Source organism: Microcoleus sp. D2_18a_D3 (genome assembly GCF_036702455.1).
Taxonomy (GTDB): Bacteria; Cyanobacteriota; Cyanobacteriia; order Cyanobacteriales; family Microcoleaceae; genus Microcoleus.
This window is the reverse complement of sequence record NZ_JAUBTK010000006.1, coordinates 55,078-69,241: the sequence shown is the minus strand read 5'-3', so window position 1 is coordinate 69,241 and position 14,164 is coordinate 55,078. Positions and strand designations below refer to the sequence as shown.

The following is a 14,164-nucleotide window of genomic DNA, read 5'->3' as shown; positions in this document are numbered from 1 at the left end:
TAAAAACAGTTCGATCGCACGCACGTACAAAAAAATCGGCAAGGAGTCGCGCAGTGGCAGAGGGCGAAGGCATACCAACATCAGCACAGATTGATTCTCGGGACTATTCTTGGGCCTTTTGGCCAGTTGTCCCCCTCTATCCCTACAGCAAGCGGCGCACCATCCGCAAGGAAATAGTCAAGGACACAATCTGGACTTTTGACCAACTACAAGGCATTTTCTACGTAGTCGTCCCGATTCGGATGACAGTAATTAAATTAGAACCCGAAGGCCTTCTCGTCTACGCCCCCGTTGCACCGACTCCTGAGTGCATCCGCTTGGTAAAAGAGTTAGTAGCAGAGCACGGCGAGGTGAAGTACATTCTGCTGACAACGGTTTCGGGCATCGAGCACAAAGTTTTTGTCGGCCCCTTTGCGAGGTGTTTTCCCGAAGCGCAGGTGTTGGTCGCGCCCCAGCAGTGGAGTTTTCCCGTGAATTTGCCGCTGAGTTGGCTGGGTGTGCCGGCGAAACGCACGTCTGTACTGCCCTTTGACAGCAGCAACACGCCCTTAGCCGATCAATTTGACTGGGCAATTCTCGGCCCCCTCGACCTCGGTTTGGGCAGATTTGCAGAAGTTGCGTTATTTCACAGGCGATCGCGCACGCTGATGTTAACAGATTCCATAGTTTCGATTCCCGAAAATCCGCCCGCGATCGTGCAACTCGACTCGTACCCGCTGCTATTTCACGCCAAAGACAGCGCCTTGGACACGGTGGCAGACACCCACGAAAATCGGCGCAAAGGGTGGCAGAGAATCGCCTTATTTGCCATGTATTTTACGCCTAGCGTGCTGGAAGTGCCGCGGTGGTCGGAGGTATTTGCCAGCGCGCGCCAAGCGCCAGAACGCTCTAGGAAAGCTTATTTCGGGTTGTATCCGTTCAAGTGGAAAACACATTGGGAGCGATCGTTTGAGGCTTTGCGGGGAGGAGGGCGGTTGTTTGTCGCGCCGATTTTGCAGACATTGATTCTCAACCGCGCGCCGCGGGAAACTCTCGATTGGGTGGATAAAGTGGCCAGTTGGGATTTTCAAAGGATTGTACCTTGTCATTTCGATAGTGCGATCGACTCCCGGCCGCGTGAATTTCGCCAAGCATTCTCGTTTCTGGAAAAACACTCGCCTGTTAATTCTTTACCCGAAGACGATTTTAAATTGCTCAAGCAGATTGATGCGGGTTTGAATAAAACTGGTTTGGTTCCCCCTGCAAAAGAGAAGGTTTAATCTGAAATTTTTGACAATTCTGAATAAGCTGTTTGATCACAGGCAAGATGCCTGTGCCACTAAAAAATTCAGATATTGTGGAACGGGCATCTTGCCCGTTTCAACACAGGCAAGATGCCCATCGCAAAGATAAAACCCTTGACAATTACTGGAAATTTATTCATTTATCTCATTAAATTATTAATCAACTCATCCACCTTCAAAAGTTCTTGAATAATTTGCTCTACCCTCTGCAGTTCATTTATAGGATTGAGAACTCTAATAGTTTTAGCAGATGTCGCTGAAGTATGTACCGCAACACCTCTTTCTTCCCCAAACGTATTCATCGTACCTAGCCAAGCAGAATCTAAATCATCAGTATCTATCCCTATTGGCAAAAGCAACGCCAGAAGATTAGCTTCTTTAATTCCATGATTTTGGTCAATTACTCGCTTAAAACTCTTAATAGCTAAATCTATTTTTTTATTAATTTTTATTTTTTCCTCCTTAACTTTTGTACTTCCCTTGGTTGGATTAAGTGTATCAGGCGGTACTTCCATCATTTGACCCGAAAAGGCAAGCAAGCAGATTAAAGTACGGCAAGTCTTACCCTGACTGTCCCAATTATTTTTAGCGTTAAGGGTGACTTCCCAAACTCTGTCCTCAAAATAAGCCTCAATTTCGGCATGAACGAAAACTCTGTAAGTAAGAGTTAAGGCTAACTGCCGATCCGAATATAAACCTGTAGGGCTAACTTTAGGAATAAATTGTTTTTTTAATCTATTTAACTCCTTGGTTAGAGTCCGAAATCTAACGGATTTTGACATACCTATGAATAACTTACCTCTACCTCAAACCGTTAAATATAATACGGTTATCTACAAGTTCAGGTACATTAAACTCTACCTCCAAAACCTTTAACAAAGCTTTGCCCCACAGTGAAAGACGAGTATGAGTTTCACGAATGCTAGTTGTGCTTTTCTCAACAGCTTCTCTGAACTCGCTATTAGATGATGAACATAACTCTTTAAAAGCATTTGCCACACCCGCCGGATTCTTCTCAGCAGCTTCTCTAATAACTGGATCTGAAAAATAAAAAACCATCACATCTAAAATAGCTCGATTAAACTTGCTTCGGTAAGTATGATAATTGCCTAACCACACACGAAATATATTTTCTTCTCCAAATATTTTAGTAGTTGTTTGCACTGCTTTTTCAAATTGGCTAACTGTAGATTCTATCTCCAGTTTGCGATATTTCCAATCCTGGTTGAGTTCTTTGCAAGTTATATCCAGGAACACTTTAAGATTACCGCGATACTCGGATAAGAAATGATGAAATCCTACATATCGAAGCAATAATTCGACATCGCGCATCCGAGGATCGGGATTTTTGGATTTGAGTATTTTTCTTAAAGCCGGATTTTCAATTGATTCATCATCTAAAAAATTGATAAAATCACCTGGATGTAATGCCTGCCTTAGTTCTTGTGCAGATAGCGGAGTATTTTCTACATTCAAACGTAGAAAAATTTTGTAGAGTAAACTTTCTGTCTTCCAATTCCGAATCAATGTAGTACGAAGAGTTTGATTGTCGAGTGCATCAAGTACAGAACTATGAAGAAGATTGTTTTTTAGATCCTCATGGGTACAACCATTTAGTTCTGGCATAAATTCTAAGTTTTTCAAAGCAAAACTATCGTTAGTAGTTTCGCTCCTTCCATAAAATTGTAGAATCGTCAGCAAGCGTTGTTTGCCGTCAAGGACTACAAATTTTCCGCGTCTTTTGTCTGGAGAAGCTAAAACTATTTCTGGAATAGGAAATCCTAGAAAAATTGATTCAATAAACCTACTTTTACGAGTTATATCCCAGGCGTCTCGTCTTTGAAATCTTGGATTTAGTTGAATGTTGTCACGAACAAGTTGATCGAGTATGGTGGCTGTTGTCCAGTCATTTCCAGCTACAAGAATTTCGGATATCTCGTCTAATACTGATTTTGAGTTGCCATTAGATTCAAGCTCATCATCTAGAGCTTCATCTTCCTGCTCAAAGCTTACTTCTTCTTGTTCTTGTTTTTCCAAGAGTTTTAGTTCAGGCATGACCGCGCTCTAATGGGTGAGTTGAATCTGGATAGACTATCTATTACCTAAGTATAGCAGAAGTCAGAAGGCTGATGTTGACCATTTACCGATAGCGAGAGTATTTTATCCCTAAATTATCAGTTTCGGAAGTTCCATAACTATTGCAATATTGTCGATTGGTGCGTCGCTGTAATATTTTCTATCTTTCTTTGGGGATGATCGATAGCGACGCACAAATCGAATACTTGGTAACTTAAGCAACTACCCAATCTCACGATTTTTTCAACTTAAACTCATCAAACTTCACCACTTGCGACTCCGGTTTCCGCGTATCAAAATAGTAGCTGCTAACCGTACCCTCCCCCGTATCAAAAATAGTAAAAGCCGTAATATCATTGCTATCAATATACGGCAGCGGCCGCCCATCTTTCCCCAACAAAGGCGCAACAGTCGGCACCACAGGTTCCAACCCGTTCGGGTCTCCAATAGCGCTGTAATCTTCCCGATATCCCGGCGGCACAAATCGGCGCTTTTCCCCCACAAAAGCACCGTAACTGTTGCCTACATTAGAAGTCTCCAAAAAGTGCATTCCGCTGGAACTTACAAACCGATTCCACAAGTGCGAATGTCCGTAAAATACCAACTGCACCCCGGCTGTGTCTAGCAGCGGCACTACATCCCGAATCAGATAATCTTGCTGTTTCGGATACTCGTAACGCACCATTTTAATCTCGCCATCGAGAGCGCGATCGACTATTTGCACTGGATCGGTATAAGCAGGTACAATATTGTCACCCAGAGAATGCGGCGGGTGGTGAAACATCACAATTTTATATTTTGCCTGCTGGAATTCCGAACTCTTTAACTCTTGTTGCAGCCAATTATATTGAGCGCTGCCCTTGACAATCGGCTCAAAAATATGCTGTCCGTATCCCCATTTCTCGGGATTATTAAAATCTTCGTCCCGTTCCCGATACCTGCCTCTCGCACCCGGATCTAAATTCGGAGTCCGCCAGATATTCGCAACGTATAAAGTCACTAACCGCACGTCCCCAAAAGTCACAGCATAGTAATTTTTACCTCCCGGTAAATTGAAAATCTCGTCATAGGTATCGCTATTAAAACTATTGTTTTTCAGCCATATTTTCCGCACTGAAGAGTCATTACTAGGATTCAAAGATGCAGCACGTTGAGCGTATATTTTTTCGGCAGCGGCGCGGGGAAAAGGATCGTTAAATTGGTCATCAAGTTTCCTGTTGGTTGCAAAGCGACCCATGATTTCGTGATTGCCAATGGCGGGGAATAAAGGCGCGTGTTGGATCAGTTCGCCGCCACTGTAAACGGTTTTGATGCCGTTTTTGTCGAGTTCGGAAAAGGCGCGACCTTGCAAAGCGGGAAAGAAGGCGCGGCCGCGATTTTCGTCGAACCATTCAGAAGCGCGATCGGGTATATTAATTAAATCCCCTGCCATCAAAACCGCGTCAACTCTCCCAACTGTTTCGGCTACTTTCTGGAGATTTGCTGCTGTCATAGGCATCAATTGATGGTCGGAAGTGAGGAGAATTTTGAGCGGCCTTCCTGCTGCTGGTGTCGGAGAAAGAGTGAAAACTTTGCTGCTGACAGATGCGCCGTCTTTTCTTTCGCTAGTGACTCGATAAGGAATGCGAACACCGGGCATTAAATTGGGGACTTCTGCTTCGTGGCGCCAGATGTCGCGGACAATTGGATTGCTGTCAATTATGCTTTGTTTCATTTCCTCGGAAATGCGCGAGTCTTTGTCTTCGCGAGTGCGGCTTAGCTTAGTAGTATTTGCCGTCACAACTTGATTCAAATTTTTGCCGTAAGCAACAGTGTTGCGAGTACCGGCAAACTCGGTAAACCAGACAACTCGCACCGAGTTTGCTGTTGGAAGTTGCAGAAACGGATCGGTTAAAAGTTGAGGTTCGTTGAGGTTAGATGGCATCATGAAACCTAGCAATAGGACAATCAACATCAAAACAGCAAAAAACCAGGGATTGCGGGGCAAATCTCTAGAATTTTCTAATTGATCGGGCAATGGTGTCAACATAAGTCATTAGTCATAAGTTATTAGTCATTCGTCTGAAGAAAAAACAGCCATCGATTTGAGATTCTCGACTGGGATTTTTAAACTACCTAGTTGATCAAAAAGTTAAGAAATTAGTAAAATATCTCACATCGAACAAACTTCAACCATTTTTTCACATCTTGTGATATCTCCATTCTCTTTCTCTGCGCCCTCTGCGCCCTCTGCGCCCTCTGCGGTTCATTAAAAAAAATCTTTCTCAAAAATGCTTGAAACTTGCGATATAACATTCTTAACACCCTTCCTTCAATCTAAAATCTAAAATCTAAAATCCAAAATCCCATGACTCGCCACCTTCTCAATGCTAACTGCAAAACCGTACACTTGGGCGGTTTCTCTCCGAATATCGAACCTGCTTTAAGGGTGGATTCGGGCGATCGCATCGACATCGAAACCTATTCAGGATATTATGTTGCTGACAAAGCGCCGCCGGAATTTCTCACCCCCGAATTTTTAGATATTTGTCAGAATTTGCCTCCCAACCGCAAAGTTGGGCCGGGGCCCCACTTGCTGACAGGCCCGATTTATGTTAACAATGCCGAACCGGGAGACGTTTTAGAAATTCACATTGAGGATGTTTATCCGAGTTTACCAGTCGGATTTAATGCAATTCGCGCCGGATGGGGAGCATTACCTGAGTATTTCCCCGAACCTAAATTGCGGTTTATTCCGCTAGATTTAAAGCAAAAAACGGCGGAATTTCCCGCAGGTAGCGGCATTCGGATTCCCCTGCATCCTTTTTTTGGAATACTCGGCGTTGCCAATGCAGAAATCAACCGTTCTTCTATTCCTCCAGAGCGCTACGGTGGCAATATGGACAATCAGGAACTCCAAGCAGGAACGCGGTTATTTTTACCTGTTTTTCTGCGTGGCGGTTTACTGTCCATCGGCGACGGACATTCGGCACAAGGAGACGGTGAAGTTGACGGTACTGCCATTGAAACTTCGATGAACGGGACTATTCAAATCATCTTACGCAAGGATTTTTTTCTGATATTTCCGTTTGCAGAAACGCCTACTCATATTGTGATTATGGGATTTGGTAGAACATTAGATGAAGCGTTTGAAATGGCGGTAAAACAGACGGTTTATTGGCTGCAAAAGTTTGCAGGTTTCAAAGAAGAAGAGGCTTATGTTTTGTGTTCAATCGCGGTAAATTTTCGGATTACGCAGGCTGTCAACAATCCCCAAAAAGGAGTTCACGGAATGATGCCCAAGTGTATTTTACCAGAGGTGAAAATTATTGGTCATGGAGTTTGATGTAAAATGATAACACGCGATCGACAAAAAAATTAGGATCGCGATCGCACAAACTACACAAATTTGTCACTGCTGTGGTCGATCAGGATCGCGATCGTGTTGACAATTAAGCTTAAAATGGATAAGTTACCAGTTCTACCTAAATCGAACTCAACATGAAAAACCAGACTGACGATGTTGCCAAAAAAGATTTAGTCGATCGAGCTTTTGGGAGTGCAGCAATACCAGATCCGACAGCGTGGGTGCACGAACATTATTTTCTGGCTAATTTCGCCGATACTCTGGCCCTCATCCAAGAACATATGTCTGATGACAGTTGCGAAATCGGCGAGAATGGTGATTCGGGTGAGGGGATATTATCGATCGATGCCAAAATTAGAGATATGTTGAAAGCTACTTTTAGCGACGACGGCTGGCAATATGTCGAAAGTTTATTGTGAGGTTGGTAAAATCCATAAGTATTTGTACGTTCATCACTTGAGAGGGTAAGTTATACCAGTTAAAAAAAATAATCCAACTTTAGGCCGATGATCTAAACCATTAGAGCATTCGTTATTCCCAATTCTTTAATCTCAAATATCAAATCTCCAATAATATCAGTTTCCTCCCCCAACGCATACTCGCAACTCAGAGTAGCTGCGTGCATTTCCACCCCAATTTGAAGTAAATTTGACATTGTGATGTAGGATACTTTAGATGGGGGGGGAATTACTGTCGCTAGGAATTTCGATCGATCGCAAAAAAGCCGCACTTTCTTCTGGCAAAGCAGTATTGATGAACATCCCGCTGCCTAACTCAAACCCAGCTTGCTTGGTGACTCTGGGAATAATTGCGATATACCAGTGAAAGTATTTTGTTCCCCCTTCGGCGATCGGCACCGATCGAATAGTATAGTTGTAATCGGGATTGTTCAATCCGTAATAAAGCTTAGCCAGTACAGTTTTCAAAGTATCAGCAAGATCCGTAATTTCCCCATCAGTAAGGTCATCAAATGAAGAGGAATGTCGGCGCGGAAAAATCCAAGTGTGAAACGGTGAAAGTGCAGCGTAAGGGATAAAAGCCACAAAATGTTCACTCTCACAAATCACTCTTTCTCTCGCCGCTAATTCATCTTCCAAAGTTCGGCAAAACAGACATTCTCCCGTGTCATCAAAATATCTAATAGCTTCGTCGATGCGGCTGCGAAATTGGCTGGGTACAACGGGCGTCGCTGCTATCTGCGAGTGGGGGTGTTCGAGAGAAGTTCCGGCAGTTTCTCCGTGATTTTTGAAGATAATAATTGTTTCAATGTGGGGATTTTTTCTAATTTCTACATAGCGCTGGCGGTATACTAAAAGTATGTTGGCAACTTCTTCAACACTCAACAAAGCTGTCGTCAAATCGTGTCGCGGGTGTTCGACAATTACCTCGTGAACGCCGATTCCCGCCATCGTGCGGTGAATTCCCGATGATATCCTCATCCATTTTGCTGTCGGGGAGAGGGCGGGATATTTGTTGCGGATTGCCCTGACTTTCCAGTCAGCGCGATCGCCCAAACGGCAAGTTTCTAAGGTTCCGTCTTCCTCATTTCCCACGCAAAACGGGCAATCGGCGCGGTGCGGTGGCACTACTGTTTCGCACTTTCTTTTGTTAGCGAATTGATCCGGTCTTGTCGCCCGTTCGGTGGCGATGATTACCCAATCTCTGGTAATTAAATTTTGTCTAAGTTCAGACACTTTTTTACCTTCAGTTGCAGGGTTTAACCGTTGATCATTGTATAGAATAATTTGTATTTTGTCACTAGCTATTGCATTTTTTTAACAAATCTTGATTTCTAAATGTCCCAGCAGTTTCCCAACAGAAGTTAACAACAGTTGGCATCGAGGATAGAGGGCGATTAGGACTAAACTGGTACAGAATATCTGTCTCGGCAGTACGGGTAAGCACAGATTTTAACCGCAGAGATTAAGCCAACTGCAACTGCACATTCTGCAACTTGCAAATAGCTTTCAACACTTGCGCCAACAAGAGCGATCGCTCTTTGTCAATCAAATTCAATTCCGGTAAAATCTGATAAGTACAAGGATTTCCCCGCGTCAGATACACAAACTGATAGTTACGTCCATTCGTTGTCAATCCCCAAACAGACGATTGCTGCTGCAAACTTTTATAAGCATAAGTCAGCAATTGTGGCAAACCGGCCCAAGGATCGATCGCACTATTTTTCGCCTCCACTACCAAAATCCAAAACTGTGCAGCCGCGAGCTCTGCATCCGGCTGATTTACGGCTAAGACATCCAACCGCCCTTTAATTAAAATATCCCCATCCTCAACCTCGATCGGGATGCTATCTTCCATTGTCAGCAGGATCGGAATATCAAAAAATCCTGCTAATCTCATTAACGGTGAAAGCACTAAAAATTTAACCAGTTCTTCTGAAACTTTTCCGGCGGATAAATAGCGCCGAAATTCAGTTCTAATTTTTAATATTTCCTGCTGTTCTAATTCTGACAGCGGTTCCAGAGAGAAAAAATCGGTGAAGGCGTCTCCTTCTCGCTCTTGCAATTTGAGAAGGTGGCGAACGTCATTTAGCGAAAGTTGGCTTGCTTCTAAATTTTGGGTCATGGCTTTAGTGCGCTCGGCTGTTAATGTAAATTATAAAAGCATTACCATCGGATTTGTTATGATATAATCTTACCAGATATCGCTCCTGTAAATCGGGTAGGTAGATTGTATGAAAGCAATTAAAGTGATGGCAACCATCGACGATCGAGGACAATTGTGCGTTGGTGAACCGCTCAAGTTATATCGCAACAGGCGAGCCGAAGTAATTGTGCTGGTTCCCGAAGTAACAGAAATTAATAAAGACAAGCAATCTCATGAAGCCCACCACCAAACCACGCAACTAGAAGACTACTTCAACTTCCTGGGACCAGATGATATTCGGCTCAAAGGTTCCCGCATTGGCATCGAAACCATTCTCTATGAATACCTGTTTCGCGCTCGAACTCCCGAAGAAATCGCTAACGTTTATACATCGCTCACCCTGGAACAAGTTTATGCGACCATTTTGTACTACCTGCACAACAAAGAAGCAGTCGGTCAGTACATAACCGAATGGCTGGAATGGGGCGAAGAAATGCGAGAAGAACAAACTCGCAATCCTCCTCCAGTGACAGAAAAACTTCGCAAATTTAAAGCAGAAAGAGAGGCAAGGAGCAAAGCTGATGCCAATCCAGTATCTCTTTGATGAAAATGTCGATCCTGCATATGTTAACCAAATTCGCAGGCGAAATCCCGATCTGGTTGTTCTAGCAGTGGGAGAACTAACAGCACCTTCCAAAGGCACTCTCGATCCAGAAATTCTTATTTGGTGCGAAATCCACCACTTCATTCTTGTTACCAACAACCGCCGCTCAATGCCCGTTCATTTAACAGAGCATTTAGAGCAAAATGGTCATGTTCCAGGAATCTTTATCCTGAATTCCAAGCTGAGTATCGGTCAAAATATTGAACTACTGCTTCTGATTTATGAAGCATCATTTGATAATGAATATCAAGATAGAATTTACAATTTACCAGTGCTATAACTTCTCATGCAACTCCAACATTTACAAAATTCCCCAAAGTCTTAAGGAAAATAAACATACTTTTGCCCCAACTTATGCAAACAATAGTTAAAAAGACTAACCGAAGTTAAAGTTAAAAGCAATGTCACAAGATACGATCGAATCAATTCTGCATGAAAAACGGCTATTTCAGCCGCCCGCTGCATTCTCCGAAAAAGCTCAGATCAAAAGCCTAGAAGAGTACCAAGCCCTCTACGACAAAGCCAAAGCTGACCCCCAAGCATTCTGGGCAGAACTTGCCGCCCAAGAATTGCAATGGTTCCAAAACTGGGATACCGTGCTCGACTGGCAGCCGCCTTTTGCTAAATGGTTTGTCAACGGCAAAATTAACATTTCTTACAATTGTCTCGATCGCCACTTAACCACTTGGCGCAAAAATAAAGCCGCCCTGATTTGGGAAGGCGAGCCCGGAGACTCGCGCACCCTCACCTACGCGCAACTCCACCGCGAAGTCTGCCAAATGGCGAACGTCATCAAACAATTGGGAGTCCAAAAGGGCGATCGCGTCGGCATTTATATGCCCATGATTCCCGAAGCTGCGATCGCCATGCTAGCCTGCGCCAGAATCGGTGCAGTACACAGCGTTGTTTTTGGCGGTTTTAGTGCAGAAGCTTTGCGCGATCGACTCAACGACGGCCAAGCAAAACTCGTCATCACCGCTGACGGAGGCTTCCGCAAAGATACCGCCGTCGGCCTCAAAACACAAGTAGACAAAGCATTAGCAAATAATGCCACACCAAGTGTTACCAACGTTCTCGTAGTTCAGCGCACCAAACAGAAAATTGACATGGAACCAGGGCGCGATCATTGGTGGCACGATTTGCAAAAAGGTGCATCGGCAAATTGTCCCGCCGAACCGATGGACAGCGAAGATATGCTGTTCGTACTCTACACCAGTGGCAGTACCGGCAAACCGAAAGGAGTCGTCCATACAACCGGTGGTTATAACCTTTATACCCACATGACAACCAAGTGGATATTCGACCTCCAAGATACCGATGTTTACTGGTGTACTGCTGATGTCGGCTGGATTACTGGACACAGTTATATTGTCTACGGGCCGCTGTCCAACGGTGCGACAACTTTAATGTATGAAGGTGCTCCTCGCCCTTCTAATCCCGGCTGTTTTTGGGATGTAATTGAAAAATACGGCGTCACCGTTTTCTATACTGCACCCACCGCCATTCGCACCTTTATGAAAATGGGCGAACACTTGCCGAATGCCAGAGATTTGTCATCTTTACGATTGTTAGGAACCGTCGGCGAACCGATCAATCCCGAAGCTTGGATGTGGTATCAACGAGTAATTGGGAAGTCGAATTGTCCGATCGTCGATACTTGGTGGCAAACAGAAACCGGGGGAATTATGATTACCGCTTTGCCCGGTGCAATTCCTACAAAACCCGGTTCTGCAACCCTACCGTTCCCCGGAATTGTGGTCGATGTTGTTGACCAAGATGGCGAACCAGTAACTAACGAAAGCGGCGGTTATTTAGTGGTGAAACATCCTTGGCCGGGAATGATGCGTACACTTTACAACGATCCAGACCGTTTTCGCCGCACTTATTGGGAATATTTGCACCCGAAAGATGGGGAATTCGTGTACTTTGCTGGAGACGGCGCGCACAAGGACAAAGACGGTTATTTCTGGGTAATGGGCCGCGTTGACGATGTAATTAATGTCGCCGGACACCGACTCGGCACAATGGAAGTCGAGTCAGCTTTGGTATCGCATCCAGCCGTGGCGGAAGCTGCGGTTGTTGGTAAACCTGATGAGATTAAAGGTGAGGAAATTGTGGCTTTTGTCACGCTGGACAACTCGCAGCAACCTAGTGATGAATTGGCTAAGGAATTGAAGCAGCACGTTGTTAAGGAAATTGGGGCGATCGCCCGTCCCGGCGAAATTCGATTTACCGATGCTTTGCCGAAGACTCGAAGCGGGAAGATTATGCGGCGTTTGCTGCGTTCTTTGGCTGCGGGACAAGAGGTTTCTGGGGATACTTCGACTTTGGAAGATCGGACTGTTTTGGATAAGTTGCGGGGAGGTGCGTAGGGGGATTTTTTAACCCCAGATGTAGGCAGATGAACGCAGATGAACGCAGATAAGATTACATCTGCGTTCATCTGCGGTCTAATGGTTAAATATGAGCTACAATCAAGACAACTTCTGGACTGGAGCTGAGCGCGATGCCTCCACTACTTAGCAAAACCACAGATCAGCGAATTGTTCATCATGCAATGTGGGAACGGTTTAAATTTATCCAAAAAGGCTTTGAAGGCTCCCCTAGAGTGCGACTATTTTACTATGATGGGACGATCGAGATTCTGATGCCGGGAGAAGACCACGAAACTTTTGCTCATGTTATCGGTTACTTAGTGACTACCTTTCTCGTCGAACAGGGAATTTTCTTCAAGCCCACAGGGGCAATGACGCAGGAAAGATCGGGAGTTGTCTCTGTGCAAGCAGATGAATCTTATTGCATCGGGAGTGTAAAGCCAATTCCCGATTTGTCGATCGAAGTTGTCTTTACCAGTGGAGGAATCAGTAAGTTAGATCGCTATAAAGCTTTGGGTGTTCCAGAGGTGTGGTTTTGGGAAGATGGATTACTGAAGATATATCATCTCCAAGATGGTAGCTATGAAAATAGCGATCGCAGTCAGCTACCCGGACTCAATAACCTCGATCTCGATTTGATGAAACGCTGTATTTTGATGGCGGAAACTGATGCTGGGGAAGCTATTAGATTGTTCCGTAGAGAGATGTAGCCGATCGCACTTTAGCAAATTATCGATGACAGTAGCAGCCAATAGACGGTCAGTATTTTGATGCCATCAGTTTCTCATTAAAAAAGCAGTCCTTGGCAAATTATATCAACAGTTTTTAGATGAACAGAGCTACCCATTCAATCCCTACATTTGACTCAATGCTCTTGCCGACAATTCAGGCTCTACAAATGCTGGGTGGATCGGGAACTACTGAAGAGATTTATGACCGAGTAGCCCAGATTCTCAACTTACCTAACGAGGTGCTGGATATCCCACATGGAAACAAATCCCAGAGTGCTGTTGAGTATCGACTTGGTTGGAGTCGTACTTACTTGAAGAAATACGGGCTTTTACAAAATTCCTCACGTGGCGTGTGGTCTTTAGTTTCAACATCTATAGATTTTGATATTCTGGATGCAAAAGAAATTGTCAAGGTGGTTCGGGATACAGACAAGAAAAAGGTGATGCCGCCAGACAATTTAAACGAAAATGTTGAAGCTGTTGAAACTTTAGAAGAACTTGCATGGCATCAACAAATTCATCAAATATTGCTATCACTAGAACCTTCTGCATTTGAGCGTTTGGCACAGCGCCTACTACGTGAATCAGGCTTTATACAAGTACAGGTTACAGGTAAGTCCGCCGATGGTGGAATTGATGGTGTAGGTATTGCCCGTATTAGTGGTTTCTTGAGCTTTCATGTTCTGTTTCAGTGCAAGCGCTATCAGGGTTCGGTTACGGCGAGTCAAATTAGAGACTTCCGTGGGGCAATGCAGGGACGAACCGACAAAGGTTTATTCATTACAACTGGGACATTTACCAGAGATGCTGTCAAAGAAGCAACACGAGATGGCGCACCCCCAATAGATTTGATTGATGGTGAGCAGTTAGTTCAACGACTAAAAGAGTTGGGGCTTGGTGTCAAGATAAAAATGATTGAGTCTGTGGAAGTGGATGCTAATTGGTTTACAAAGATTTAAGCTTCTATTGTGAAAGGATCGAGCATCAGTCAATCGATCGCAAGCAATATTTGAGCGTGGGTGCAGCGATGCCTGCATACTACAGTTAGGCGATCGCTCTTTTGTTATCCCAGATTCACGGATATA

At 44.3% G+C, this 14,164-nt stretch carries 14 protein-coding genes; 8 read left to right on the top strand and 6 right to left on the bottom strand.

Annotated features, from left to right (window positions below; all coding sequences use genetic code 11):
* Positions 1–53 precede the first annotated feature (53 nt).
* Complete coding sequence (locus QUB06_RS04700; RefSeq protein ID WP_333434314.1) at positions 54–1,259, top strand: DUF4336 domain-containing protein; 1,206 nt, start codon at positions 54–56, stop codon at positions 1,257–1,259.
* Positions 1,260–1,423: 164 nt separating this feature from the next.
* On the opposite strand, the gene QUB06_RS04695 is transcribed toward QUB06_RS04700, so the two are convergent.
* The 3 genes from QUB06_RS04695 to QUB06_RS04685 all read right to left on the bottom strand — a co-directional run bounded on the left by QUB06_RS04695 (position 1,424) and on the right by QUB06_RS04685 (position 5,388).
* Entirely contained in the window at positions 1,424–2,065 is a 642-nt protein-coding gene (locus tag QUB06_RS04695; RefSeq protein WP_333239929.1) for a HEPN domain-containing protein, read from the bottom strand.
* Between the two features lie 19 nt (positions 2,066–2,084).
* Positions 2,085–3,338, bottom strand: a complete 1,254-nt coding sequence (locus QUB06_RS04690; protein ID WP_333434313.1) for a DUF262 domain-containing protein — start codon at positions 3,336–3,338, stop codon at positions 2,085–2,087.
* Between the two features lie 253 nt (positions 3,339–3,591).
* Entirely contained in the window at positions 3,592–5,388 is a 1,797-nt protein-coding gene (locus QUB06_RS04685; protein ID WP_333434312.1) for a metallophosphoesterase, read from the bottom strand.
* Positions 5,389–5,706: 318 nt separating this feature from the next.
* On the opposite strand from QUB06_RS04685, the gene QUB06_RS04680 reads away from it, so the two are divergent.
* A complete protein-coding gene (locus tag QUB06_RS04680; RefSeq protein ID WP_333434311.1) occupies positions 5,707–6,684 on the top strand; it encodes an acetamidase/formamidase family protein in 978 nt (325 codons plus the stop codon).
* 155 nt (positions 6,685–6,839) lie between these two features.
* Entirely contained in the window at positions 6,840–7,124 is a 285-nt protein-coding gene (locus QUB06_RS04675) for a hypothetical protein (RefSeq protein ID WP_333434310.1), read from the top strand.
* Positions 7,125–7,216: 92 nt separating this feature from the next.
* On the opposite strand, the gene QUB06_RS04670 is transcribed toward QUB06_RS04675, so the two are convergent.
* From QUB06_RS04670 to QUB06_RS04660, 3 genes are all read right to left on the bottom strand, one after another.
* The gene (locus tag QUB06_RS04670; protein WP_333434309.1) at positions 7,217–7,360 is read right to left on the bottom strand and encodes a hypothetical protein; all 144 of its coding nucleotides are present in this window, start codon (positions 7,358–7,360) and stop codon (positions 7,217–7,219) included.
* 16 nt (positions 7,361–7,376) lie between these two features.
* Positions 7,377–8,399, bottom strand: coding sequence for a galactose-1-phosphate uridylyltransferase (galT, locus tag QUB06_RS04665; protein ID WP_333434308.1), 1,023 nt, complete (start codon positions 8,397–8,399; stop codon positions 7,377–7,379).
* A 229-nt stretch (positions 8,400–8,628) separates the two neighbouring features.
* Positions 8,629–9,288 carry a restriction endonuclease subunit R gene (locus QUB06_RS04660; RefSeq protein ID WP_333434307.1) on the bottom strand — a complete coding sequence of 220 codons (660 nt, stop codon included), beginning with the start codon at positions 9,286–9,288 and terminating at the stop codon, positions 8,629–8,631.
* 109 nt (positions 9,289–9,397) lie between these two features.
* Here QUB06_RS04660 and QUB06_RS04655 point away from each other — a divergent pair, with 109 nt between their 5' ends.
* The 5 genes from QUB06_RS04655 (at position 9,398) to QUB06_RS04635 (ending at position 14,038) form a co-directional block, all read left to right on the top strand.
* Complete coding sequence (locus QUB06_RS04655) at positions 9,398–9,913, top strand: DUF433 domain-containing protein (RefSeq protein WP_445251359.1); 516 nt, start codon at positions 9,398–9,400, stop codon at positions 9,911–9,913.
* On the top strand, positions 9,891–10,253 hold the full coding sequence (locus tag QUB06_RS04650) for a DUF5615 family PIN-like protein (RefSeq protein WP_333081658.1): 363 nt from the start codon (positions 9,891–9,893) through the stop codon (positions 10,251–10,253). Before QUB06_RS04655 ends, QUB06_RS04650 begins: the two co-directional genes overlap by 23 nt.
* Positions 10,254–10,374: 121 nt before the next feature.
* A complete protein-coding gene (gene acs, locus QUB06_RS04645) occupies positions 10,375–12,345 on the top strand; it encodes an acetate--CoA ligase (protein ID WP_333434306.1) in 1,971 nt (656 codons plus the stop codon).
* Between the two features lie 134 nt (positions 12,346–12,479).
* Positions 12,480–13,058 (top strand): Uma2 family endonuclease, encoded by a 579-nt coding sequence (locus QUB06_RS04640; RefSeq protein ID WP_333434305.1) that lies wholly within the window; start codon positions 12,480–12,482, stop codon positions 13,056–13,058.
* A gap of 119 nt (positions 13,059–13,177) precedes the next feature.
* A complete protein-coding gene (locus tag QUB06_RS04635; RefSeq protein ID WP_333288883.1) occupies positions 13,178–14,038 on the top strand; it encodes a restriction endonuclease in 861 nt (286 codons plus the stop codon).
* The last annotated feature ends 126 nt before the right edge of the window (positions 14,039–14,164 follow it).

What these genes read in the sequence shown, in the direction of transcription:
- QUB06_RS04695 (WP_333239929.1), bottom strand. Translation starts at nt 2,065, where the DNA reads ATGTCAAAATCCGTTAGATTTCGGACTCTAACCAAGGAGTTAAATAGA.
- QUB06_RS04690 (WP_333434313.1), bottom strand. Translation starts at nt 3,338, where the DNA reads ATGCCTGAACTAAAACTCTTGGAAAAACAAGAACAAGAAGAAGTAAGC.
- QUB06_RS04685 (WP_333434312.1), bottom strand. Translation starts at nt 5,388, where the DNA reads ATGTTGACACCATTGCCCGATCAATTAGAAAATTCTAGAGATTTGCCC.
- QUB06_RS04680 (WP_333434311.1), top strand. Translation starts at nt 5,707, where the DNA reads ATGACTCGCCACCTTCTCAATGCTAACTGCAAAACCGTACACTTGGGC.
- QUB06_RS04675 (WP_333434310.1), top strand. Translation starts at nt 6,840, where the DNA reads ATGAAAAACCAGACTGACGATGTTGCCAAAAAAGATTTAGTCGATCGA.
- QUB06_RS04670 (WP_333434309.1), bottom strand. Translation starts at nt 7,360, where the DNA reads ATGTCAAATTTACTTCAAATTGGGGTGGAAATGCACGCAGCTACTCTG.
- QUB06_RS04660 (WP_333434307.1), bottom strand. Translation starts at nt 9,288, where the DNA reads ATGACCCAAAATTTAGAAGCAAGCCAACTTTCGCTAAATGACGTTCGC.
- QUB06_RS04655 (WP_445251359.1), top strand. Translation starts at nt 9,398, where the DNA reads ATGAAAGCAATTAAAGTGATGGCAACCATCGACGATCGAGGACAATTG.
- QUB06_RS04650 (WP_333081658.1), top strand. Translation starts at nt 9,891, where the DNA reads ATGCCAATCCAGTATCTCTTTGATGAAAATGTCGATCCTGCATATGTT.
- acs (WP_333434306.1), top strand. Translation starts at nt 10,375, where the DNA reads ATGTCACAAGATACGATCGAATCAATTCTGCATGAAAAACGGCTATTT.
- QUB06_RS04640 (WP_333434305.1), top strand. Translation starts at nt 12,480, where the DNA reads ATGCCTCCACTACTTAGCAAAACCACAGATCAGCGAATTGTTCATCAT.
- QUB06_RS04635 (WP_333288883.1), top strand. Translation starts at nt 13,178, where the DNA reads ATGAACAGAGCTACCCATTCAATCCCTACATTTGACTCAATGCTCTTG.